Origin of the sequence: Methylobacterium sp. DB0501, from assembly GCF_011043735.1 — a bacterium.
Lineage (GTDB): Bacteria > Pseudomonadota > Alphaproteobacteria > Rhizobiales > Beijerinckiaceae > Methylobacterium > Methylobacterium alsaeris.
In genome coordinates this window covers 91,381-115,504 of the sequence record NZ_JAAKGV010000009.1, presented here as the reverse complement: position 1 = coordinate 115,504, position 24,124 = coordinate 91,381, and the positions used below count along the sequence as shown (strand labels likewise).

Genomic DNA, 24,124 nt, shown 5'->3' with positions numbered 1-24,124 from the left:
GCTCAGCGCTCAGGCTTGGCCTCTGCCGGCTGAGATACGGCGAGTTCGAGCGCTCGGCGGATGAAACGCTGATAGGGCATTCCCTCCCGTGAGGCTGAAGCCTTAACGGCATCAAGCAGTTCCTTGGGCAAGCGCATGTTGACACGCTCCGTCTTCGGGGCAAACTCGAACTAAACTGGCCTGAACTGCGAAAAATCGAGATCGGACAGATCTTGCTCAAGGAAGATCTCAGCTTCGTCGTCGGTGCTGAATTCCGGAACCTTAATGACCATAGGATGCAACCTCTTTGCGATGCATGTACCGAGCGCCGATCGGCCGGATCCACTGCCATACCGCCTGAGCGTGAAGGCGATGAAGACAGATCGACCGGCGGATGTACGCCCGATGGCGATCAGGCGCTGCTCCGTCACCGAATGCTTCAGGTCGGGCGCGATCTGCAGCCGGCCACGGAACACGTCCTCGATCTCTGCGATCGAAACGCCATGCTTCTGGCACTTCACCCGATTGCCATCGTCCCACTCGACGTTGACCACCGGCACAGGCTGCTCCCGCCCATGATGCGCACAAATGTATGTACAAGGCCAGGGCGACGCCAGAGTTAACGAAATGAGAGATTTCGTCAGGCACGACAGACGGCGACCCGCGCCCGCCGCCCCGCCGCCGGGTTCCCTGGATCACGCCCGAACACCGTCCGCGTAAGAGCGTCCATGTCCCCCACCCGCGACACCGCCCTCGACGACCTCGACCCGAAGAGCGCGCAGAGCCGCCACGCCGCCCTCTCGGCGGAGATCGCGGAGCACGACCGGCGCTATCACGGCGAGGACGCGCCGACGATCTCGGATGCCGAGTACGACGCCCTGCGCCGGGAACTCGAAGGGATCGAGGCGCGGTTTCCCGATCTCGCCGGCACCGGCGAGGCCTCGGCCAGCGTCGGCGCCAAGGCGTCGGACAAGTTCGCCAAGGTGCGCCACGCGGTGCCGATGCTGTCGCTCGGCAACGCCTTCTCGGACGAGGAGATCGGCGACTTCGTCGAGCGGGTGCGCCGCTTCCTCGGCCTCGGCCCGACCGAGCCGGTCGCCTTCACGGCCGAGCCGAAGATCGACGGGCTGTCCCTGTCCCTGCGCTACGAGAACGGCCGCCTCGTCACCGCGGCGACGCGGGGCGACGGCGAGGTCGGCGAGGACGTGACTGCCAACGTGCGCACCATCCGGGAAATTCCCGAGGTGCTGGCCGGCTCCGACTGGCCGGAGGTGTGCGAGGTGCGCGGCGAGGTCTACCTGTCGCACGCCGATTTCGCCGGCATCAACGCGCGCCAGGAGGCGGCGGGCAAGCCGCTCTTCGCCAACCCGCGCAACGCCGCCGCCGGCTCGCTGCGCCAGCTCGATCCCGGCATCACCGCCTCGCGGCCCCTGCGGTTCTTCGCCTACGCCGCCGGCGAGATGTCGGACCAGCCGGCGGATTCGCAGTACGAGATGATCGAGGCCTTCCAGGAGTGGGGCCTGCCGGTGAATCCGCTGACCGTGCTGTGCGCGGATGCCCCCGCGATGCTGGCGCATTACCGGATGATCGAGGCCAGGCGCGCCGAACTCGGCTACGACATCGACGGCGTCGTCTACAAGGTCGATTCCTTCGCGCTGCAGCGCCGCCTCGGCTTCGTCGCCCGCGCCCCGCGCTGGGCGCTGGCCCACAAGTTCCCGGCCCAGCGCGCCACGACCGTGGTCGAGGCGATCGACATCAATGTCGGGCGCACCGGCTCGCTCAACCCGCTGGCGCGCCTGAGGCCGGTGACGGTCGGCGGAGTGGTGGTGTCGAACGCGACGCTCCACAACGAGGATTACGTCCACGGCGTCGACGCGGACGGCAATCCCATCCGCAGCGGGGTGGCGATCTGGCGCGGGCAGTCCTTGCGCGACGACGCCGACCTCGCTCACGGATCGGACGTGCGCGTCGGCGACACCGTGGTGGTCCTGCGCGCCGGCGACGTGATCCCGAAGGTCGCCGACGTGGTGCTGGAGCGCCGCCCCGCGGACGCCGTGCCCTACCGATTCCCCGAGACCTGCCCGGCCTGCGGCAGCCACGCGGTCCGCGGCCTCAACCCGCGCACGGGCAAGCTCGACGCGGTGCGCCGCTGCACCGGCGGGTTGATCTGCCCGGCGCAAGGGCAGGAACGGCTGAAGCACTTCGTGTCGCGCAACGCCTTCGACATCGAGGGCTTCGGCGAGACCTATATCGAGACCCTGTTCGAGGCGGGCCTGGTGCGCCAGCCCGCCGACCTGTTCCGGCTCGACTTCGAGCCCCTGAAGGCGGCCGTGGTCGCCAGGCGCCAGGCCCTCTCGGCTGAGCGGGCGCTCGCCGCCGGCAAGGAGATCAAGAAGGCCGGCAAGAAGAAGGACGACGAGGACAAGGCGATCAAGAACCTGCTTGCCGGGGTCGAGGCGCGGCGCACGATCCCGCTCAACCGGTTCATCTTCGCGCTGGGCATCGAGCAGGTCGGGGAGGCGACCGCCAAGGCGCTGGCCAAGCACTTCTCCGACGTGCCGGCCCTGATGGCGGGCGTAGCGGCCGCGGCCGCCTGCCAGCCCGGGCCGGACTGGATCGCGCTCGCGAGCCTCGACCGGGTCGGCGCCACCACCCGCGACCGGCTGCTGGCCGCGGCGGCCGAGTCGCCCGAGGCCGACCTTCTCGCCGGCGGCGCGGTGGCCCGCCTGTCGGCGCCGCAGCGCGACTCCCTGGTCGAGGCCTACGGCGATTCGGCGGGCGTGCGGGCGGCGGCGGAGCGGGCGGCGGGGCAGGTGCCGGGCGACGCCTACCGGGCGCTCGCCGATGACGGCGAGATCGGCCCCGTCACCACCGCCTCGCTGATCCAGTTCTTCTCCGAGGAGCACAACGTCGCGGCGGTGGAGGCCCTGCTCGCCGAGGTCGAGACCGAGCGGGCGGCGGCCCCCGCGCAAGCGGCGGCCTTCAGCGGCAAGACCGTGGTGTTCACCGGCAGCCTGGAAAAAATGACCCGCAGCGAGGCCAAGGCGACGGCCGAGCGCCTCGGCGCCAAGGTCTCGGGCTCGGTCTCGGCCAAGACCGACCTCGTCGTGGCTGGGCCGGGCGCCGGCAGCAAGCTCAAGGATGCCGAGAAGCACGGCGTGACGGTGATCTCGGAGGAGGAGTGGCTGGCGATGGTGGCCACCGCCTGAAAAACGGCGTCTTCGCGGGGAAGAGCGCGGGGATGACCAGCCCCCGCACCCTCGCGATCGACTTCGAGACCGCCAACGAGCGCCGTGACAGCCCCTGCGCCGTCGGCCTCGCCTGGATCGAGGGCGGCCGGGTGGTGCGGCGGGAGGCACGGCTGATCCGGCCCGCCGAGATGCGCTTCTCGCCCGGCAACATCCGGGTCCACGGCATCCGGCCGCGGGACGTGGAGCGGGCACCGAGCTTCCCGGAGGCGATGGCGCCGTTCCTGGCGGAGATCGCCGGCAGCCTGGTGCTCGCCCACAATGCGAGCTTCGACGTCGGAGTGCTCGCGGCGACGTTGCGCGCCTACGGATTGCCGCAGCCGGCCTATGCCTCGCTCTGCACGGTGCAGCTTGCGCGGCGGCACTGGCCCGGCGAGGGCGGGCAGGGCCAGGGAACCTACCGGCTGTCGTCGCTCGCCGCCCGCATCGGCGTGACGTTTCGCCACCACGATGCCGGCGAGGACGCCTATGCCTGCGCGGAGATCGCGCTGGCGGTGATGCGGGAGGCGGGCGCGCCCGACATCGCCAGCCTCGCCCGCCGCCTCGGGCTCGTGCGCGAGCGGACCGGGGAGGGGGCGCCCGCGACGGACGGCATCGCCGCGCGGGCGCTGCGCGGTGTGGCGCCGAGCCGCACCCGGGCGCCGGTCCTCCACTTCATCGTCCGGGGCAGCACCGGCACGCCCTACGACGTGCGGCTGGTCGAGGGCCGCGAGGGCCTGCGCCTGCGCTGCTCCTGCGCCGGGGCGCGGTTCCGGCCCGATTGCCGGCACGTCCGGGCGCTGGCCAATGGCGAGATCGACGCGCTGCTGTCGGACAATCCGGGGGATGTGGCGATGCTGGCGGGGCTGTTGCGGGCGGGATGAGGGCAGGCCCGGACACGACAAAGGCGGGTCCGCGCTCGCGCGCGGCCCGCCTCGTACGATGACGGCGGTCTAGAGGAGACCCGCGACGCCTTAATGGGCTTCGCGAACGGCCACCGCGCTCGGCGTCAGGCCGAAGCGCTCGGCGAGATGCCAGCGCAGCTCGCGGGAGGAGTGATAGCCGTAGCTCTTGTCGATCAGATGGCTCACATCGGTAGAGCCGGTATCGCCGTAGCGGTTGATCTGGTCGACGTGAAAGGTCGTGCCGTCGTTGAAGACGGAAGGCGCGCCGTCGCGCCGGGTGAACTCGAACAACATGATGTCTTTTCTTCTATCGTTGCGGCGCTCCCGGGGGAGCGACTGTGCGTGGCGGGCAGCCATGTGGCCGCTGGCGGAGCGGTGGCAAGCTCGCAGGCTGCCAACGCTCCAGTGCGGCCGAGGTTCCGTAACCTTAACGGAAATATCGTTAAGGTATCATGAACCCCGGGCCGGGAGGCCGCCCTCAGGCGACCTGCAGGTTCACGGCCGACATCTTCGTGCTGTCGCGCCGGTCGGCCTGCAACTCGTAGGAGACCTTCTGGCCCTCGACGAGGCCGCGCAGGCCAGCCCGCTCCACCGCGGAGATGTGGACGAACACGTCCTTGCCCCCGTTATCCGGCTGGATGAAGCCGAAGCCCTTCTGGTCGTTGAACCACTTGACAGTACCAGTATTCACGCGGTCGTCCTCGTCTCGTTAGAAGTCGCAGCGGACGGCCCTCGCATGAGGGCCACACGGCGCGACGGCGCCAATTGTCCGGGGGTTGGCTTCGCGTCTGGGTTCGGAAATCCCTCCCGGGACCCAACGCCCGAGGCCGCCCGCCCGTTGCCGCTGACCCCCATGTAGGAAGCCAGTCTGGCCGGAACAAGGCAGGACGGCCATCATCTACGCGCCCGCCGCGTGTCAGCGGTTGGTGCGCCCGCGCTGGTTGGGGTCGATCCCGCCTTGCGCCGTGGTGTCGTTGGCCACGTCGCCCTCGTCGGTATTGGCTCCGGCGAGATCCTCGGGGGCGCCGCCGGACATCGTCATGCCCTTCGAGGTGCCGATGCCGGGATTGCCCTTCAGGTCGGCGTCGGTCGGCGTGGTGGTCTTGGGCTGCTTCGAGGTCATGCGGCGCTCCGGGCGATATTCCGAGACTGAGCGCGCTCAACGGTTGAGGGCCTGCTCCAGTTCACCCCGGCTCATGCGCGAGCGGCCCTTGATGGCGCGGCGCTTCGCCTCGTCGTAGAGCGCGGCGCGGGTCGCCTGGGACCGCGTGTCGCGCTCCTTGGTCCGGGTGCGACGGAAATTCGCCCGGTTGTCGGCCGGGCTCTCCCGGTTCGAGGCGCCGGCCTCGCGCAGCGCGATGGCGATGGCTTGGCGGCGGTCGGTGACCGGTTCGCCGTCGCTGCGCTCCAGCTCGCCTTCCTTGAACTCGTGCATCACCCGGGCGATCGTGCCCTTCTGGGCGTCGGTCGGGGGCTTGTGCGCGGGGCTCTTGCCCGTGGGTTTCTCGCCTGCGGAGCTTTTGGGTGCGGCCATGGGCGTCATCCGCTCGGTTCGGGGGCGCGACTGCGCCCGTCACACCCGGTCAACGCCCGGCGATGCCGGGGCGTTTCGGCGGATGCGGGGCCGCCCTGCGTGGATTTCCCTGTCGCGCCCGGCAGATTGCTCCCATATACGGGCGATATCGTACAGTGTCGGACGCTCCATGGCGGGTATCTCGGTTTCCCTCGAAGGTTCCAACATCCAGCTCTCGTTCCAGAAGGACGACCAGGCCACCGCGGTCATCATGGATGCCAGCGCGGCCCGCGCCCTCGTGCGCGCGGTGGGCCAACTCCTCACGGTCATGCACGAGCCGGACGAGGGCGAGGTCGACGAACTCGGCGACGAGGAGGCGGCGTTGCTCGACGTGACCTCCCCGGCGATCGAGGTCGGCACCGACGAGCGGGGCCAGGCGGTGGTGGCGCTCCAGGCCGGCGGCCTGCCGCCGTTCCAGCTCCGCCTCACCGACGAGGAGGCGCGGCACGTCGCCACCTCCCTCAACGAGATCCTGAATGCTCCGCGGGACGTGCGCAGTTCGCATGGCGGGCATTGAGCCCCCCGCCCGGACACCGCCGACGTGAAAAAGGGCGCCCCGCGGGGCGCCCTTTTTCGTTCGAAGCAGGCTTACGTTGGCAGGCCGACGCTTCGTCCGCTTGGACTCTCATTTCGTCGCAGATTTCTCGCGCAAAACCGGCGACCGCTGTTGCGAAATCCGCTCAGAACCGCGTGCCGGGATTGGTGGGACCGCCCGGCAGGTAATCCGGCTCGGAGCCCGGCCCGGCCGGGTCGGTGATGCCCGGATCGTTCACCGGGTAGGGCGAGCGCGGCCCGGTCGGACCGGTATCGGGCAATTCGTCGGGAGCGACCGGCGGCGGGATGTCGCCCGGGATGCCGCCGCCCGGGGTCGGCTCGTGGCCGGGCAGGCCAGGATTGGCCATGTCGAGATGGGCCATGTCGTGCCTCCACTGGGGTTGGGATCGTGGGGATTCAACCGGCCCGGGCCGGGGCAGTTCCGTCGCGGCAGGGCCCAGGAACCTGCCAGATCCTGCATCGTTGCCGGGGCATATCCTCCCTCGGAGTACGAAAAGATGCCCAGCATCAACCAGGCGAAGATCCTCATCATGGCCACCGACGGGTTCGAGCAGGCCGAGCTCGAGGTGCCGAAGGCCAAGCTTAGCGGGGCCGGCGCGCAGGTAACGGTGGCGGCGCCGAAATCTCGCCAGAAGCCCGACAGCATCCGCGGCTGGGACGAGACCGATTGGGGCCGCCCGGTGACGGTCGATGCCGACATCGAGAGCATCGACGCATCGTCCTATGACGCCCTGGTGCTGCCCGGCGGCCAGATCAACCCGGACAAGCTGCGCCTAGAGCCGAAGGCGCTCGAGATCCTGCGCAGCTTCCTGACGAGCGGCAAGGTCGTCGCCGCGATCTGCCACGCGCCCTGGCTGCTAATCGAGGTCGGCGCCGCCAAGGGCCGCAAGATGACGTCCTTCGCCTCGATCAAGACCGACGTGATCAATGCCGGCGCCGAGTGGCACGATCTGCCGGTGGTCACCGACAAGGGCCTCATCACGAGCCGCAACCCGGGCGACCTCGACGCCTTCTCGGCCAAGATCATCGAGGAGGTCCAGGAGGGCCGCCACGACCGCACGGCGGCCTGACGGCGGCATCCTGGAAACGCGAGGCTGTCCGGAGAATCTTCGGGCGCCAGGAAAAGCGTGCTCTCTCCTCTCCCCGCGGGAGAGGAGAGAGCACGCATCATCGTTTTCCGCGGACCGCCCTGCTGAGGACGGGAAAGGCCCGTGCGGCGGCTGCCGCACGGGCCTTTCTCACGAAGGGGACGGCCTTGAGGACTACCCGATAGTACCCGCCCCGAAGGTGGTGTCGCCGAAGCGCTCGCGGCCTTCGACCGAGCCGTATTGCAGGTAGTGCTGCATCGGGTCGATCTTGGCCTGCGCCACGTCGCCGTAGGCCGAGAGATAGCCCGTCGAGTCGAAGCCCTTCGACGGGTCGCGGCCTTCCTTCCAGCCATACTGGTCGTAGTGCATCAGCGGGTCGATCCCGGCCGCCTTCACGTCGCCATAGGCGTCCAGGTAGCCCTTGGTGTCGAACACCGCGTTGGGGTTGCGCCCCTCCTTCCACCCGTAGGTCCGGTAGTGCTCGTAGGCGTGAGCGAACGCGTCCTTGCCGGAAACCGTGGCGGCGCGGGCGACGTCGAGGTTCGACAGGAGGTAGTACTCGGCGTCGAAGCCCGGATGAACGGCGAGGTCGGCGGTCTTGCCGATCGCGTCGTAGATCTGCCGGCCCTCGCCCTGGCCGTACTCGATATAGTGCTTGAGCGGGTCGATGCCGGCGGCCCTCACGTCCGGGTTGCGGGCCAGGTACTGCTCGTTGTCGAAGGCGGCGGAGGGGTCGCGGCCTTCCTTCCAGCCGGCCTGGTCGTATTGATCGAGCGGGTTCCGGCCCGAGGCGCGCACGTCCGGGTTGGCGGCGAGATAGCCGGTGGTGGAGAACAGCGCGTTCGGGTCGCGGCCCTCCTTCCAGCCGTAAGCGGCGTAGTGGGTGTCGGCGTCCTGGCCGGCGGCGAGCACGTCCTTGTTGGCGGCGAGATAGAACAGGTCGTCGACGAGCGGCGAGCCGTCGCCGGTGATCACCGTGGCGTCGGTGAACTGGTAGCGCTCGAACCCGGTCACCCGGTCCTGGCCTTCCGGTCCGACGATCAGCGTGTAGGCGCCGTCGCGGGTCACCGTGGCGTCGGCGAGCCGCGAGTTGAACACCAGGGTGTCGGTGCCGGTCGCGCCGGTGGGCGAGCGGCCGCCGAGCAGGATGTCGTTGCCGGGCGAGTTGACGATGGTGTCGTCGCCGGCGCCGCCGGTGATGATGTCGTCGAAGGCCGTGCCGGTCAGCGTGTCGCTGCCGTCGGTGCCGTTGCGGACGACGCCCCGGGCCAGGACCGTGTCGCTGCGGGCGGCGAGGTTCTGGATCCGGGTGTCGCCGGCCGGATTGGTGTCGGCGGTGCCGTAGGGCGTGTTGGTGTAGAAGGCCCGCAGGTACTCGGCCATCGCGTCCTGCTCGGTGCCCTGCGCCGCGAAGGTCGCGGTGTTCAGCAGCGAGGCGCCGGGCGTGGCGGAGGCGAGCGCCACCTTGTTCTCGCCATAGGCCGGGAACGGGTAGTTGTCGCCCCCTAAGCCCGGCGCCGTGGAGGTGCCGGTGGCCAGGAAGTCGAGGGTGACGGTGCGGATGCCGCGGTTCGGGTCGCCGACGAGCTGGCCGTTCTGCACCAGGGTGTCGGTGATCCGGCCATTCTCGTCGACGATCGCCGCGTTGAGGATCCGCTGGCCCTCGCGGGTGACGTTGCCGTTCGCGTCGAGGGTCTGGGCGGTCTTGGTGGCGTCGAAGGAGAAGCTCAGGCCCCCGATCTGCGGGAACTGGCCGGGCGTCGCGCCCGAGGCGGTCGCCGAGACCGCGTGCTCCAGGATCCGCTTCATCTCCAGGGCCGAGACCGTGGTGACGGCGAGCGCGTTGTTGAAGCGCAGCGAGTTGGTGACGTCGAGCTGCGAGATGTCACCGGACTGCTTGCCGGCCGAGGCGTTCGCCGCCGGGGGAAGCTCGGCGGTGCCGCCGCCCGCGGTCGAGAACGAGCCGATCGAGTCGCGGATGCCGCCGCCGTTCTTGATCGAGACGGCGACCGCGCCGTCGTACTGCTTGGCGTACCAGAGGTTGGCGTCGGCGGAGAGATCGCCGAGGTTGGTCTCCTCGGTGCGGACCTCGCCGCGGCGCCCTTCCAGGTAGACGCTGGTGCGGCCGAGGATGTTGCCGTCCTGCTGGCGGATGATGTCGGCGACGCCGGCGGTCTCCTGGATGCCGTCGTTGTTGACGTCGAGACCCTCGATCATTTCCTTGACGAGGTAGCCCTTGGTGCCGGGGGCGAAGGCCGCGTCCTTCGTGCCCCAAAGCTGCGCCACCGAGGTGTCGTCGACCGCGACCGCGCCCGAGTTCTGCGGCGTGATCGAGTTGCGGATGACGTTGCCCTGGTCGTCGAAGGTAACGGTCAAGCGGCCGACATAGGAATACTCGGAGGCGGTGTTCACCAGCGCCAGGGTCTGGCCCGAGGCATTGGTGAAGAATTGCGGGTAGGCGCCGCCCGAGACGTCGCCCGGCAGGAGCCGGTCGTTCGAGTCGGAGAGTAGGGTGTGCGAGCCGCCGCCGATCAGCACGTCGACGTTGCGCAGGAGCGGGGCCAGCGCCTGCTCGTTCGACAGCTGCTGCAGGTGGGTGCCGACGATGACCTTGTCGAGGCCCGGGTTGGCCGCCAGCACCCGGTCGACCTCGGCGTTGATCTGCTGGGCGAGGAGCGCGATCTCGTCGCGGCCGGTGAAGCCGTCGAGGGTGACGTTGCCGAGCGTCGTCAGCAGCGGCTCGAGCTGGGTGGTGGCACCGATGAAGGCGATCGTCTCGCCGTTCTCGGTGATGATCGTCGACTTGGCGATCTTGTCGGCGCCGGTGCCGGTCTGGGTCGAGGTCGGGCCGGTCTGGGCGAAGGTGGCGGCGTCGCCGTCCTTGTGGACGAGGCCCGAGAGGGCGGATTCCTTCGAGAAGTTCAGGTTCGTCGACAGGTACGGGAACTGCGACCCGACCCAGGTGTCGTCGGCCGCGCCCGGCGCGGAGCCGAGATTGGCGCCGATGATGTTGGCGACCTCGTTGGGGCCGGAATCGAATTCGTGGTTGCCGAACACCGCGGCCTGGACGCCGACGATGTTCTGGATCGTGATGTCGGCCCGGCCCGGCGAGGCGGTGAGCCGGCTGTAGGCATTGGCGCCCGACAGCCCGTAATACTGGTTGTAGACGCCGTTATAGGTCGCGTTCAGCTGCGGATCGGCGCCGGCGATGAAGAACGGGCTCGGGATCCAGCCGTCACCGGTCGAGAGGGTGATCGAGTTCGGGGTCGCGTCCTCGAGCTTGTCGACGATCGCCGCGAAGTTCGGCGCCCGCTGGGTCGCCAGGAGGCCGGCCTCCCAGTCCGAGGCATGCAGGATCTGGAGCGTGTAGGTCATCGGGGCGGCCTGCTGGGTGGTGAAGTCGAGCTGGTCCTGCGCGAGGCCCGCGAAGGCGTTGCCGGCGGTGTCGGTGAAGGCGCCCTTCGGCACGACCACGTCGTAGGCCGTGCCCGCCTTGAGGTCGGCGCTCGGGTTGATCGTCACGGTGTCGCCGCTGATCGCGACCTGGGTGGCGTCGGCGACCGCGATCGTGCGGGTGTCGCCCGCCCCGTCGGTGATCGTGAGGGAGCCGGCGCCGACCTTCACCGCCTCGCTGAAGCGCAAGGTGACGTTGGCGCCCGGGGCGACCCCGGTGGCGTTGTCGGCGGGCGTGGCGGCGAGGAGCGTCGGGGCGGTCTGGTCGAGCTTGAGGCCGACCAGCACCGGGTCGTGGTCGGATTCGCGCGCGGCGACCTTGCCGTCGAAGTACGAAGCGGGACGGTTGAAATCGAGGTTGTAGTCGATCGCGTCCGCCTCGTCGGCATTGACGTGCCACTCGGTCACGCCGGTCACCTGCCCGTTGAGGCTGCCGGTGGCGAAGGCGTGGTCGAGGGCGCCGTAGGCCCCGTCGAAGACGTAGGAATACGGGTCGGCGAGGCGGTCCTCGGCGAGGTTGGTGAAGCCCCCGGCCTTGATCGTGTCGAGGGCGTCCTCCTTGAGGTAGGCGTTGAAGTCACCGAGCAGGATCACGTCGGAATCCTGCGTGCCGGTCGGCTTCGTCGCCACCCACTCGGTCAGCGCCTTGGCGGCGAGCTCGCGCTGCTGCTGCCAGGCGCCCTGGCCGTCGCCCTGGTCGGCATCGGCCCCGGTGCCGGTGCCGCTCTTCGACTTCAAGTGGTTGATGACCGCCGTGAAGTCTTCGCCGCTGGCGATCTCGTGGAAGGTCACCGCAAGCGACGCGCGGCTGGTGTTCACGCCGTTGAACAGGTGGCCGATCGTGCTCTGCTGGAGCAGGGCGGGATCGATCCGCGCCACGTCCGCGTCGTCGAGCTTCTCGATCGTCGTGTTGAGCGCGACGCTGACCTTGCTCGGCTTGTAGATGAAGCCGACCGCGATGGCGTCGCCGCCGAGGAACTGGCCCTGGTCGAGCTGGCTGCCGGGATTGACGTAGGCGTAGGTGCCGGCCCCGGCCCGGGCGTTGAGCTGGCCGACGAGGTATTCGAGCGCGTTGCCCGGATTGCCGGGCTGGAACTGGTTCTCCAGCTCGGTGAGACCGAGCACGTCGGCGCCGGTGCCGAACAGGGTCGTGACGAGCTTCTCGGTCTGGCGCGCCAGCTCCTCGCTGGTGTTGGCGCCGCGGGGCTGCTGGCCGATCGCCGTGACCGCGCTCGACGAACTGGCGAGCGTCGTGAAGTAGTTGAGGACGTTGAGGCTGCCGACCTTCAGCGTGCCGCCGACCGCATCCGGCGCGCCCGGGCGCGGGTTGGCCCTGGTGAAGGTGTTCGAGCCGTCCTCGATCGACCGGACGCGGAAGGCGCTGGTCGGGCCGAAGCCCAGCGTGCCGGTGAGCCCGGTCACGGTGTCGCCCATCCGCGGCGCCGTGGCGGTCGAGTAGGTCGGGCCGAAGCCGTCGAGGTTCTCGATCGGCAGGTTCTGGGCGTTCGATCCGTCGTCGTAGGTGATCGAGCGGGCGGCGGTCTGGGCCAGATACGCGACGTAGGCCTGGGAATTCGGCTCGAACTCGTTGGTGAAGGTCTCAGGACGCCCGCCCGCCGCGAGGCGGATCTCGTCGAAGCGGTCGAGGTTGAACTGCTCGGAGATCGACAGGGTCTGCGGGAAGCGGACCAGCATGCCCTCGTAGCGCTCGAGGTCGGGTTGCGCGGTGGTGCCGGTGCCGATCGTGCCGGCCGCCGGCAGGCTGACATCCACCGCCTGCGCCTTGACCTCGGCCGCCGAGAGCGCGCCGGCCTGCACGACCTGGATGCCGGAGGCGGCATTCACCGTAAGCTGCGTCTCGCCGTTGAACTCGGTGACCGTGCCGGTGACCCGGACCCGGTCGCCCTCGTTCACGTCGACGAGGCGGTTGCCGGTGCCCTCGTAGACGAACAGCCCTTCCGAGGTCAGCGGATTGGAATCCTGGTCGGCCTTCTCCTCCTGGAGGTAGAAGCCGCCGAGGTTGCGCTTTCCGTCCGCGTCGCCGTTCTGGAAGTCGCCGACGACGATCGCCTCGACCGTGACGGCCCGGCCGACGAGCGGGCTGGCGCTGCCGGTGCCCTGCACCGCCGAGATCAGGGTCACGTCGTCGTTGACGATGGTGCCGGTCGCGGTGGCGTTGCCGACGCTCACCGAGGCGGTGATGCCGGCCTGGGTCGAGGTCGCGCCGAGGAGCTTGAGCGCGAAGGTCTCGTTCGGCTCCGGCACAGCGTCGCCCTGGGCGGTGACGGTGACGACCGCCGAGGCGGCGCCGGCCGGGATCGTGCCGGAGACGGTCAGCGGCAGGGTCGGGCTGCCGGCGAAGTCGGCGGCATTCGCCGGGTTGGCGCCGGTGCCGGAGAGTTCCGCGGTGAAGGCGACGGCGCCCAGCGTGCCGTTGCTGCGCTGGACCGTGAAGCTGAAGGTCGTGGTGCCGCTATTGCCCTCGGACCGGCTGACGCTCAGCGAATCGGGCGCGAAGGAAATCTCCTGCGTCGCGCCCTGCGGCAGCGCGGCATAGAGCGTCGCGCCGCCATTCGCTACCTCGTTGGCCGAGACCACGAGGTTGGTGCCGGTCGGGTTGCGGTCGGCCGGGATGAAGGTCAGCACCTCCGGGCCGAGATCCGAGGCCGAGCCGGCGAGTGGGGGGACGTAGGAGACGTAACTGGCATTCGCCGGATCGGTCACGTCGTAGACCAGGATGCCGCTCTGGCGCTCCAGACCGACGAAGGCGTAAATGCGCCCGTTCACCGTGCCGACGGTGATCCCCTCCGGTTCCGGCCCCTTGTTGTCGGAGCGATCGTCGGGCGTGTTGGCGACGGTCTGGTCGTTGTTGAACCGCTCCGGCGCGAGCTGGGCAAAGATCTTCTCGAATTCGCCGCCGGTCTCGCGCACCTTGGTGATCGAGCCGTCGGCATTCTGACGGAAGATCGAGATGCCGCGACCGCCGAGCGTGTTGAGCTTGTCGATCACCCCGTCGCCGTCGGTGTCGCCGGTGCGCAGGAGCACGTTGAGCCGGGCATAGGCCGGATCGGACTTGAGCGCCTGGAGCGCCGGAGTGAGCCGGCTGTTCGGCACCGCGCTCAGCCGCGACACGTCGTTCGCATCGTCGGCACCGCCGATGACCCGCTGGTCGCCCTCGTTGGCGGTAACGAAGTAGGTCGCCCCGCCCGTCGTGAACGACGCGATGCTGTCGGGCTGGAGCAGGCCGAGGATCGGGGTGCCGGCCGGGGTCGCGGCGATCCGGATCGAGGCGGTGCCGTTCGGCCCGTCGCGGTCGGAGGCGTCGAACTCGTTACCGGCGAGCGAGTGATCGACCGCGCCCAGGGGCTGGATCGCGATCGGCGCCGTGCCGGGATTGGCGAGATCGATCACCGCCACGCCGTTCACCTCCTGCAGGGTGACGTAGGCGAAGCGGTTGTCGGGCGAGATCGCGATGTATTCGGGCTCGATGTCGGCGGAGGCAACCTTGCCGGGCGTGATCGCGAGGCCGCGGGCGCGCAACGTCGCCTCGGCGCCGTCGAGCCCGGTGAACCCGACGGTGGTGGCGACGCTCGCGCTCGCAGGCCCGCCCGAGACGTCGATGATCGACACGCTGCCGACCGGGTTGCTGACCTGGCTCACCTGCTCGCCCTCGTTGGCGACGAGGAGGCGCGCACCGTCGCGGGTGAAGACCAGCTGGTCGGGCCCGACCCCGACGGTGAGCGAGCGCAGCAGCGTGCCGTCGGCATTGAACAGCGCGACGCGGCCGGGCGCGTCCCCGGTGGCGTTGGCGTAGGCCACCGCCACGAGGCCGTTGAAGACCGCGACCGAGTTCACCGCGCCGTATTGCTCGAGGCCCGACAGCAGGATCTCGCCGGACTTGGCGAGGGAGCCGGCGGCGTCGAGCGTCACGATCTCGATGCGGTTCTCGTTGGTGTTCTGGACGTAGAGCCGGCTGGTGGTCGAATCGTAGGCCACGACCTCGGCGTTCGGCGCGGCTTGCATCGCAGGATCGTTGGTGGTGGCGTAGGCGCCGAGCCGCACGAGCTGGAGCGCGTTCGTCGCCGTCGGCGGGGTCGTGGCGGTCGCGCCCGACAGGCCCTGGAGCGACGGCGCGGCGTCGAAGATCGCGGTGCCGCCGATCCGCGTGCCGGTGTCGTCGTTGAGGATCGTGCCGGTGCCCTGGCCCTTCGCCACCGTGGCGCCCGAGACGTTCGCGACCGTGACCGTGAAGGTCTCGGTCGGCTCCACCACCGTGTCGCCGGTGATGTCGACCGCGAAGGTCGCGCGGGTCTCACCGGCCGCGATGGTCTGGCGGGTGAGGCTGCAGGCGGTGTAGTCGCTGCCGGCGGTGGCGCTGCCGTCCGCGGTGGCGATGTCGAAGGTCACGCCGCCGGCGGGCGCCGCCGCGCTCAGCGACACCGTGAAGGTGAGCTGCTTCGTGCCGGCATCGCCCTCGCTCGCCTGGACGTCGTCGATCGACAGGGCCGGCAGGGGCTGAGCGGTCGTCACCGTGAAGGGGGCGTAGGCGGTGTCGCCGACCCGGGTGGTGGTATTCTGGGTCCAGGACGAGGTCGTGCCGACCGCGGCCAGGATCTGGTCGCGGGTGCCCGAGGTCGGGCCGGCATAGCGGCCGTTGGCGGAGGGGAGCGCGACCGCATTCTGGCCGAGGGTCAGGCCCGGCGGCAGGGCCGAGGTGCTGGCGCTGGTGGCGTTACCGGCAAACGTGGTGCCGCCGTCGGCGAAGTTGATCGCGTACAGGAAGGTCGGGCTCGCGGCCGCGCCCTGATAGGCCAGGATCTGGTCGCCCGAGGCGTTGAGCGCGAAGTTCTGCGCCGTGAACACGGGCGAGTTGGTGCCGCCGGCCGTGCCGTCCGTGGTCGGGCGGATCACCGTGCCGGCGGCGAGCGCCGTCGGCGCCGTGTAGGTGTAGGTGCCCTCGCCGGTGCGGAAGGCGTTGGTGCCGGAATTCCAGCCGTTGTCGGTGAAGCTGATGGCCGTGCCGGCCTCGACGTCGCGCAGAACCACGAAGGCGAAATCGTCCGGGTTGGTGGCGTCGTAACCGACGATGGCGATGTCGCCGGCGGCAAGCGTCGTGGCCATGGATTCCGATGTCTCCGGGCGCGCACGAACGGCGGCGGCGCGCGAGGCGGAGCCGCCCTCCAGCGCGGGGCTGTTAGGGCTTATCGAGAAGGGGAAGCGCGCAGCGGCACCGGGCTCGCCCGCGATCGTTCGACGTGTCGGACCGGAAGGGAGAGCGGGCGTTTCGTGTTACCGGATATTTCGAACTGTGTTCGCTCTGTATGGGCGTTTTGCGACAGGACTGTGAAGGTTGCCGGGCCGTGAATGCCGACCTACTGCCTGCCCGTGATGAAGAGCGATGGTTGCATCGTTGGCCGGCGAAACATCTCTCCGATCATCCGAAGGTCGCGACGGCAGCACGGCATGAAAAAGCCCCGCCGTCGATCTCTCGACAACGGGGCGCGATCGTCCGGAAAAGCCGGTGGGACGGTGTCTACTGTGTCCCGCCCTTCGCCTCCTTCTGGAACTCCTCGATCACGTCCTTGCCGACGCGCTTGGCCATGTCGGCGGTGACCGGCTCCAGGGCCGTCTTCCAGGCCGCCTTCTCCTCGGGAGTGAGCGTGATGAAGGTGGTCTTGCCCGACTTCCTCATCTCGTCGAGGGCGTCGGCATTGTCCTTGTCGGCGACCTGGTTGGCGTAGACGGTCGCCTCCTTCATCGCCTTGCCGAGCTCGGTGCGGATCTCGGCCGGCAGGCCGTCCCAGAACTTCTTGTTGGTGATCACCGCGTAACCGATATAGCCGTGATCGGACAGCGTGATGTATTTCTGCACCTCGTGGTGCTTCTGGGTGAACATGTTCGAGGGCGTGTTCTCCGAACCGTCGACCACGCCGGTCTGCATGCCCTGGTAGACCTCCGAGAAGGCCATCACCTGCGGGATCGCGCCGAGCGCGCGGAACTGCGCCTCCAGCACCTTCGAGGACTGAATCCGCATCTTCAGGCCGCGGAAATCGGCCGGCATCCGCAGCGGCTTGTTGGCGCTCATCACCTTGAAGCCGTTGTCCCAGTAGGCCAGCCCGGTGATGCCCTTGGTCTCCAGCTTGTCGAACAGGCGCTTGCCGAGCGCCCCGTCGGTGACGCGCCGCAGGGCCGCCTTGTCGGGCAGGATGTAGGGCAGGTCGAAGACCTCGAACTCCTTCGCGCCGAGCGGCCCGAACTTCGCCAGCGACGGCGCCAGCATCTGGACCGCGCCGAGCTGCAGCGCCTCGACCTCCTCCTTGTCCTTGAACAGCTGCGAGTTCGGGTAGACCTCCACCTTCACCTTGCCGTTAGTGTACTTCTCCGCCAGCTCCTTGAACTTGTCGGCGCCGCGGCCCTTCGGCGTGTCCGGCGCGACCACGTGGCTGAACTTGATCACGATCGGCGCCTGCGCCAGCGCCGCGCCCGACAGGAGCATGAGGGCGGTACCGGCCGCGAGGGCGCGGCGGGTCAGGTTCAGCATGGCGTTTCCTCGGTCTCGTTGTCCGGTTTGGTCGTCAGGCTGACAGTTCGGACCCGCCGGCGCAATGCGCCGATCGCCTAATCCCCGGCCTCCGCTTCCATGTGGACGTGACCATCGACGGCCGTCCAGGCGCGAAACCCGTCGCCCTCGCGCCGCCCCGCCACCGCGAAGCGCGACCCGGCGATCATCGGCGCGACGCCGCGGTAGCGGAACCGGGCCGGCACCCGGCCGAGGCGGGCCGCCGCGAGGTTGAGGAGCAGGCTCGCCTGCATCGGCCCGTGCACCACCAGGCCGGCATAGCCCTCGACCTGCGTCGCGTACGGAAAGTCGTAATGGAAGCGGTGGCCGTTGAAAGTCATGGCCGAGTAGCGGAACAGCAGCACGGAATTGGCCTCGACCGACCAGGCGGTATCGTTCCCGGCGGCGTCCTCGTCCGGAGCGGGCTTGGGCGCCGGCGCGGCGTCGCCCGGCCGGCTCGCCTCGCGGTAGACGATGTCCTGGCGGTCGCGGATCGCAGGTCCCCGCTCCGTCTCGTAGTCGTGCCGCACGGTGACGAAGCAGAGGGTGCCGGTGCGCCCCGTCTTCACCGCCACGTCGGCCACGGTCTCGCGCCGCACCACCCGGTCGCCGACGCGCAAGGGGGCCAGCGTCTCGACCTCGCCCCCGGCCCACATCCGGCGCGGCAGCGGCACCGGCGGCAGGAAGCCGCCCTTGGCCGCGTGGCCGTCGGGCCCGAGGGCGTCGGCGGCCGGGGTCTCGGGGCCGAGGCACCAGTGGAGCGCCAGCGGCGCCTCGCCGTCGGCCACCGGCGCGAGGTGGGGCGCCAGCGTCGCCCGGTACTCGGCCACGAGGCGCGGGGTCACGAAGTCCTCGACGTCCCGGCTGCGGCCGATCCAGCTGCGCAGGTGGTCGATGTCGATCTCGGGCATCGGCTCTCCTTGTCCATCACCCGCCGCGTGCGGGGCGTCGGCGCCCACTATCGCGCGGTTTTCGCGCCTGCACACCTTCCGCCTGGACCGCGCTGTCCACCGGTGCTTAACTCCCTGTCAACAAAGACAGGATGGAGGCGTCACGTGGCTGCGCAGCACAGGTGCATCGCGATCGTCGGTCCGTTCCAGAGCGGCAAGACCGCCCTGCTCGAGGCCATCCTCCATCGCACCGGCGCGATCGACCGGCCCGGACGCGCCGGCGCCCGGATCGGCGACACATCGCCCGAGGCGCGGGCGCACGGCATGAGCGTCGAGCCCGCCTTCGCCACCGCGCGCTTCCTGGGCGAAGCCTTCACTTTCGTCGATTGCCCCGGCTCGATCGAGTTCGGGCACGACCTCAAGGCGGTCCTGCCGGCATGCGACGCCGCGATCGTCGTCTGCGAGGCCGACGAGCGCAAGCTGCCGGCCCTGGAACTGACGCTCCGTGAGCTGGAAGCCGCCGGCATCCCGCGGCTCCTGTTCATCAACAAGGCCGAGACGGCGGCGGGCTCGTTGCGCGACGCGCTGGCGCTGCTGCAACCGGCCTCGCGGGTGCCGCTGCTGCTGCGCCAGATCCCGCTGATGGAGGGCGAGACGGCGGTCGGCTTCATCGATCTCGCGCTGGAGCGTGCCTTCATCTGGCGCGAGCAGGCGCCGAGCGAGGTGGTCGCCCTGCCGGACGGCGAGCTGCCGCGGGAGAAGGCCGAGCGCTACACGATGCTGGAGCGCCTGGCCGACCACGACGACGCCCTGATGGAGGACCTGATCGCCGAGGTCGAGCCGCGAGCCGACCGGGTCTTCGCCGATCTCGCCGGCGAATTGCGCCAGGGCCAGGTGGTCTCGGTGCTGTTCGGCTCGGCCGAGCACGGTCACGGCATCACCCGCCTGCTGAAGGCGCTGCGGCACGAGGCGCCCGGCCTTCCCGAGACGCGGGCCCGCCTCGGCGTGGCGGAGGAGGGGCCACCGCTGGTCCAGGTGATGAAGACCCTGCATACCGGCTTCGGCGGCAAGCTCTCGGTCGGCCGGGTGCTGCGGGCTACGATCCGCGAGGGCGAGGCGGTGACGGGATCGGGCGGCGGCACCGCCCGGGTGGCGGCCCTGACCCAGCTCGCCGGCGCCGCCGGCACCCGCGTGCCGGAAGGCCAGGCGGGCGAGGTCGTCGGCCTCGCCAAGCTCGATTCCATCGCCACCGCCGAGACCCTGACCACCGGAGCGGGAGCGCCGGAGGCGCTCGCAACCCTGCCGCCGCCCGAGCCGGTCCACGCCGTGGCTTTGCGGGTGCGTGACCGCAAGGACGACGTGCGCCTCTCGGCCGCGCTGACGAAGCTCGCCGAGGAGGACCCGGCGCTGATCGTCGAGCATCGCGCCGATCTCGGCGATCTGCGCCTGGCGGGCCAGGGCGAGATGCACCTGCGGGTCGCGGTGGAGCGCTTGGGGTCGCGCTTCGGCATCGGGGTCGAGACCGAGCGGGCGCGGATCGCCTACCGCGAGACCATCCGCGGCCCGGCCGAGGCGCGGGCGCGGCACAAGAAGCAGACCGGCGGCCACGGCCAGTTCGCCGACGTGGCCCTGGCGGTGCGACCGCTGCCGCGGGGCGAGGGGTTTTCCTTCGAGGACGAGGTCGTGGGCGGCGCGGTGCCGCGGCAGTACATCGCCTCGGTCGAGGCCGGCGCCCGGGCCTTCACCGCGAAGGGGCCGCTCGGCTTTCCCGTCGTCGATATCGCGGTGACGCTGAAGGACGGCGCCGCCCACGCGGTCGATTCGTCCGACGCCGCCTTCCAGGCCGCGACGCGGCTGGCGCTGGAGGAAGCGCTCGCCAAGGCCGGGCCGGTGCTGCTCGAACCGGTCCTGGCGGTGTCGATGGCGGTGCCGAGCGGCGCCACCGCGAAGGCCACCGGCCTCGTCACCGCCCGCCGCGGCCAGATCCTTGGCTTCGATGCCCGGCCCGGCTGGTCCGGCTGGGACGTGGTCGAGGCGCTGATCCCCGAATCCGAGATGACCGATCTGATCGTCGAGTTGCGCTCGGCCACCGCCGGGGTCGGCACCTTCACGACCCGCTTCGACCACCGGGCCGAGCTGACGGGCCGCGCCGCCGACGCGGTGCTGGCGCGCCAGCCGGTGCGCAAGGCGGGGTGAGGGACCCTACACCACGTGATCCGGTGCGAGCACGCAGGCCGGCCCGCCGGCCAGCTCCACCTGGAGCGTAACGTGAGCGATGCCGAAGCGGCGGCGCAGCAGGCTCGCGCAGTCGTTGAGGAAGGCGTTGCCGGGATGGCCGTCCGGCATCACCAGATGGGCGGTGAGCGCCGTCTCGGTGGTGCTCATCGGCCAGACGTGGAGGTCGTGGACCTCCGCCACGCCCGGCCGCCCGGCGAGGCAGGCCCGCACGTCGACCGGATCGATGCCCGGGGGCACGGCGTTCAGCGACAGCACGACGCTGTCGCGCAGGAGCCCCCAGGTGCCGGCGACGATCACCGCCACGATGACGAGGCTGGTGACCGGATCGATCCAGGTCCAGCCGGTCCACAGGATGACGAGACCCGCCACAACGACGCCGGCCGACACCGCGGCGTCGGCCAGCATGTGCAGGTAGGCGCCGCGCACGTTGAGGTCGCCCTTGCTGCCCGAGGCGAACAGCCAGGCGGTGATGCCGTTCACCGCGATGCCGATCAGCGCCACGATCGTCACGGTCAGGCCCGGGACCGGGGCGGGGGCGCTGAAGCGCTGGATCGCCTCCCAGGCGATGGCGCCGACCGCGACCAGCAGGAACACCGCGTTGAACAGGGCCGCCAGGATCGAGGACGAGCGCAGGCCGTAGGTGTAACGCGCCGTCGGCTGCCGCCGGCCGAGCGTCGCCGCCGCCCAGGCGACGACGAGGCCGAGCACGTCCGACAGGTTGTGGCCGGCATCGGCCAGCAGCGCCACGGAATCGGTCGAAAAGCCGTAGGCGCCCTCGATCAGCACGAAGCCGGTATTGAGGGCGATGCCGATCGCGAAGGCGCGACCGAAATCCGCCGGGGCGTGGATGTGGCCCGGGCCGTGGGAATGGCCTGCGCCGTGGGAATGACCATGGCCGTGACCGTGGTGGTCATGATCGTGATCGTGATCCGCGTGGTCGTGGTGCTGGCCCATTCCCGGTCCCCGGTCTCTCGCCCGGCCTCCCTCGCGCCCGGGCGGTCGTCGCGGCGCCTCTATCTTTAGGGCAGGGGCCATGGGACGACGACCCCCGCAGGCGAAGGGTCACCCGGCCGCCAGCCGCAACGCCGCCGCCGTCAACGCCCCGTCGGGCCGGATCATCTGGTCGAGCACCGTGAAATGGTCGTCGCCCGGGAGGGGCAGGAGGTCGCCGGGGAGGCCGGTCCCGGCCCAGGCGGCCTGGTAGACCTGCGATTGCCGGCACAGCTCCGGCAATTCGCTCGCGCCATACGCCACCGTGAGCGGACCGGCCTCGACCGGCAGGTGCCGGATCGGCGAAAGCGCCGCAACTTCGTCCCCGGTGAGGTGGAGCGCGTCGTCGAGCGCCGTGCGGCGGATCGGCGCGAGGTCGAAGACGCCGGAAATCGCCAGGCCGGCATCGACCTCCGGGCAGGCCATGGCGAGGGCCGCGAGGTGGCCGCCGGCCGACCAGCCCGAGACGACGAGGCGCAGCGGGCGCGCATGGGCGCGCAAGACGGAGAGCGCCGCCGGGATCTCGGCGGCGAGCGCCGTCATCGTCGCCTCGGGGCAGAGGGTGTAGCCGATCATCGCCACGTCGAGGCCGCGGGCCAGCGGACCTTCGGCGAGCGCCGAGAAACCGTGCTTGTCGTTGCGCTGCCAGTAGCCGCCATGGATGAAGGCCAGGAGCGGCGCCTGCGGCCGGCCGCAGCGGAAGAGATCGAAACGCTGCCGCGCCCCGTCGCCGTAGGGCCGGTCGAGCTCGCCGGCCGTCGTCTCGCGAAACGCCGCGCTGCGCTCGCGCAGGGACGCCATGAAGACGCTGCTGCCGGCCACCGCGCCGGAATTGTCGTAGGCCCGGCTCAGGGCCGCGCGGTCCATCCCGCGCCAGTCGTCAACCGCCATCGTCGTCCCCCGGGAACACCCGGGGCCAGGATAGCCCAGAAACGGGACGGGGCGGCCCTGCGCCGCGCGCAGGGCCGCCCCCGATCCTCGCAACCCGGGGCTGTCGCCCCGGATCGTCGCCTACTCGGCGGCCTGAAGGGCCGGGACCGGAACGATCTCGTCCAGCGGCATCGGGTTGCCGTCGAGGGCGGCCTTCAGGCGGTCCATGTCGACCTCACCTTCCCAGCGGGCGACCACGATGCAGGCCACCGCGTTGCCGATGAAGTTGGTGAGCGCCCGGCACTCCGACATGAAGCGGTCGATGCCGAGGATCAGCGCCATGCCGACGACCGGCACGGAGGGGACCACGGCCAGCGTCGCGGCGAGCGTGATGAAGCCCGAGCCGGTGACGCCGGCCGCGCCCTTCGAGGAGAGCATGGCGACGAGGAGCAGCAGGGCCTGCTCGCCGTAGGTCAGCGGCGTGTCCGTCGCCTGGGCGATGAACAGGGCCGCCATCGTCATGTAGATGTTGGTGCCGTCGAGGTTGAACGAGTAGCCGGTCGGGACCACCAGGCCGACGACGGGCTTCGAGCAGCCGGCGCGCTCCATCTTCTCGAGCAGCGAGGGCAGGGCCGATTCGGAGGACGAGGTGCCGAGCACCAGCAGCAGCTCCTCCTTGATGTAGCGGATCAGCTTGACGATCGAGAAGCCGTTGTAGCGGGCGACCAGGCCGAGCACGCCGAAGACGAAGATCGCCGAGGTCAGGTAGAACGCGCCGACGAGGTAGGCGAGGTTGGCGAGCGAGGCGATGCCGTACTTGCCGATGGTGAAGGCCATCGCGCCGAAGGCGCCGATCGGCGCGACCTTCATGATGATGTGGACGACGCCGAAGATCGCCTCGGACAGGATCTTGATGAAGTCGAGCACCGGCTTGCCGCGCTCGCCCAGGAAGGCGAGGCCGAAGCCGAACAGCACCGAGAAGAACAGGACCTGCAGGATCTCGCCGCCCGAGAACGCCCCCACCGCCGTCGACGGGATGATGTTCATCAGGAAGTCGGTGATCGTCTGCGTCTTCGCCTTCTCGGCGTACATCGCGATCTGCTTGGGATCGAGCGACTTCGGATCGATATGCATCCCCGCGCCCGGCTGGACGAGGTTCGCGATGATCAGGCCGACGATCAGCGCCAGCGTCGAGAAGGTGAGGAAGTAGATCAGCGCCTTGCCGCCGACCCGGCCGACCTTCTCGAGGTTGGTCATGCCGGCGATGCCGGAGACCACGGTGAGGAAGATCACCGGGGCGATGATCATCTTGACGAGCTTGATGAAGGCGTCGCCCAGCGGCTTCATGTCGGCGCCGAGCTGCGGGTAGAAATGGCCCAGCGTGATGCCGATCGCGACGGCGACCAGGACCTGGAAGTAGAGGGTCTTGTAGATCGGCTTCGGGGCCGGCGGCGCGTGGGGCGCGGTCAGCGGGGACGGGACGGTAGCCATCGGACGTTCTCCCTTTATGGCTCGTTGCGGGACGGCGTCGGCGGTCGAACCGGGTGACGCTCTTGCTTTTGGCCTCTCGGCGGGTGTCGACCTTTTCGCAAGGCCTGCCGCGCACCGGCGGGCCGCGGACGGAGACACGATGGCAACCGGCATGCCAGCCGGCGACCCGTCGAAATTTTTTGTTAAGTGCAGGCGAATAAAAGCTTTTTTCTCGACCAGGAGGAGACGCCCCGGTGGAAGCGTCCGGCGCGCCGCAAAGCGGACCGGGAAACCGTGCGGAAATCCGCAAAGCCCCGGAACCGGGCC

17 protein-coding genes and 1 pseudogene are annotated in these 24,124 nt (G+C 70.0%); 5 read left to right on the top strand and 13 right to left on the bottom strand.

The window, feature by feature from the left end:
* Positions 1-2 precede the first annotated feature (2 nt).
* Positions 3-158, bottom strand: a pseudogene (locus G4G93_RS36760) (CopG family antitoxin); the annotation flags it as partial.
* Positions 159-170: 12 nt separating this feature from the next.
* Positions 171-539 carry a BrnT family toxin gene (locus tag G4G93_RS15065; RefSeq protein ID WP_312891995.1) on the bottom strand — a complete coding sequence of 123 codons (369 nt, stop codon included), beginning with the start codon at positions 537-539 and terminating at the stop codon, positions 171-173.
* Positions 540-707: 168 nt separating this feature from the next.
* Here G4G93_RS15065 and ligA point away from each other — a divergent pair, with 168 nt between their 5' ends.
* Together ligA and G4G93_RS15055 are read left to right on the top strand one after the other, a co-directional pair.
* Positions 708-3,188 (top strand): NAD-dependent DNA ligase LigA, encoded by a 2,481-nt coding sequence (ligA, locus tag G4G93_RS15060; RefSeq protein WP_165085214.1) that lies wholly within the window; start codon positions 708-710, stop codon positions 3,186-3,188.
* A gap of 32 nt (positions 3,189-3,220) precedes the next feature.
* Entirely contained in the window at positions 3,221-4,090 is an 870-nt protein-coding gene (locus G4G93_RS15055) for a 3'-5' exonuclease (protein WP_165085213.1), read from the top strand.
* A 90-nt stretch (positions 4,091-4,180) separates the two neighbouring features.
* Here the strand turns inward: G4G93_RS15055 and G4G93_RS15050 are convergent, their stop codons facing one another.
* From G4G93_RS15050 to G4G93_RS15035, 4 genes are all read right to left on the bottom strand, one after another.
* Positions 4,181-4,405, bottom strand: coding sequence for an AsnC family transcriptional regulator (locus G4G93_RS15050; RefSeq protein WP_165085211.1), 225 nt, complete (start codon positions 4,403-4,405; stop codon positions 4,181-4,183).
* Between the two features lie 184 nt (positions 4,406-4,589).
* On the bottom strand, positions 4,590-4,802 hold the full coding sequence (locus G4G93_RS15045; protein ID WP_048429112.1) for a cold-shock protein: 213 nt from the start codon (positions 4,800-4,802) through the stop codon (positions 4,590-4,592).
* 225 nt (positions 4,803-5,027) lie between these two features.
* Positions 5,028-5,234 carry a hypothetical protein gene (locus G4G93_RS15040; RefSeq protein ID WP_165085210.1) on the bottom strand — a complete coding sequence of 69 codons (207 nt, stop codon included), beginning with the start codon at positions 5,232-5,234 and terminating at the stop codon, positions 5,028-5,030.
* A gap of 36 nt (positions 5,235-5,270) precedes the next feature.
* Positions 5,271-5,645: a DUF6496 domain-containing protein gene (locus tag G4G93_RS15035; RefSeq protein ID WP_246736787.1), complete on the bottom strand. Its 375-nt coding sequence runs from the start codon at positions 5,643-5,645 to the stop codon at positions 5,271-5,273.
* Positions 5,646-5,814: 169 nt separating this feature from the next.
* Here G4G93_RS15035 and G4G93_RS15030 point away from each other — a divergent pair, with 169 nt between their 5' ends.
* Positions 5,815-6,201, top strand: a complete 387-nt coding sequence (locus G4G93_RS15030) for a hypothetical protein (RefSeq protein WP_165085209.1) — start codon at positions 5,815-5,817, stop codon at positions 6,199-6,201.
* 163 nt (positions 6,202-6,364) lie between these two features.
* On the opposite strand, the gene G4G93_RS15025 is transcribed toward G4G93_RS15030, so the two are convergent.
* Positions 6,365-6,586 (bottom strand): hypothetical protein, encoded by a 222-nt coding sequence (locus G4G93_RS15025; RefSeq protein WP_165085383.1) that lies wholly within the window; start codon positions 6,584-6,586, stop codon positions 6,365-6,367.
* 150 nt (positions 6,587-6,736) lie between these two features.
* On the opposite strand from G4G93_RS15025, the gene G4G93_RS15020 reads away from it, so the two are divergent.
* The gene (locus G4G93_RS15020) at positions 6,737-7,309 is read left to right on the top strand and encodes a type 1 glutamine amidotransferase domain-containing protein (RefSeq protein WP_165085208.1); all 573 of its coding nucleotides are present in this window, start codon (positions 6,737-6,739) and stop codon (positions 7,307-7,309) included.
* A gap of 192 nt (positions 7,310-7,501) precedes the next feature.
* Here the strand turns inward: G4G93_RS15020 and G4G93_RS15015 are convergent, their stop codons facing one another.
* From G4G93_RS15015 to G4G93_RS15005, 3 genes are all read right to left on the bottom strand, one after another.
* Positions 7,502-15,901, bottom strand: coding sequence for an ExeM/NucH family extracellular endonuclease (locus tag G4G93_RS15015; RefSeq protein WP_165085207.1), 8,400 nt, complete (start codon positions 15,899-15,901; stop codon positions 7,502-7,504).
* Positions 15,902-16,313: 412 nt separating this feature from the next.
* Complete coding sequence (locus tag G4G93_RS15010; protein ID WP_165085206.1) at positions 16,314-17,321, bottom strand: TRAP transporter substrate-binding protein; 1,008 nt, start codon at positions 17,319-17,321, stop codon at positions 16,314-16,316.
* 77 nt (positions 17,322-17,398) lie between these two features.
* A complete protein-coding gene (locus G4G93_RS15005) occupies positions 17,399-18,250 on the bottom strand; it encodes a MaoC family dehydratase N-terminal domain-containing protein (RefSeq protein WP_165085205.1) in 852 nt (283 codons plus the stop codon).
* Between the two features lie 144 nt (positions 18,251-18,394).
* On the opposite strand from G4G93_RS15005, the gene G4G93_RS15000 reads away from it, so the two are divergent.
* The gene (locus tag G4G93_RS15000; protein WP_165085204.1) at positions 18,395-20,425 is read left to right on the top strand and encodes an elongation factor G; all 2,031 of its coding nucleotides are present in this window, start codon (positions 18,395-18,397) and stop codon (positions 20,423-20,425) included.
* 6 nt (positions 20,426-20,431) lie between these two features.
* Here G4G93_RS15000 and G4G93_RS14995 read toward each other — a convergent pair whose 3' ends face one another.
* From G4G93_RS14995 to G4G93_RS14985, 3 genes are all read right to left on the bottom strand, one after another.
* On the bottom strand, positions 20,432-21,421 hold the full coding sequence (locus tag G4G93_RS14995) for a cation diffusion facilitator family transporter (RefSeq protein WP_165085203.1): 990 nt from the start codon (positions 21,419-21,421) through the stop codon (positions 20,432-20,434).
* A 108-nt stretch (positions 21,422-21,529) separates the two neighbouring features.
* Positions 21,530-22,348 (bottom strand): alpha/beta hydrolase, encoded by an 819-nt coding sequence (locus G4G93_RS14990; RefSeq protein ID WP_165085202.1) that lies wholly within the window; start codon positions 22,346-22,348, stop codon positions 21,530-21,532.
* Positions 22,349-22,468: 120 nt separating this feature from the next.
* Positions 22,469-23,818 (bottom strand): dicarboxylate/amino acid:cation symporter, encoded by a 1,350-nt coding sequence (locus G4G93_RS14985; RefSeq protein ID WP_165085201.1) that lies wholly within the window; start codon positions 23,816-23,818, stop codon positions 22,469-22,471.
* Positions 23,819-24,124 lie beyond the last annotated feature (306 nt).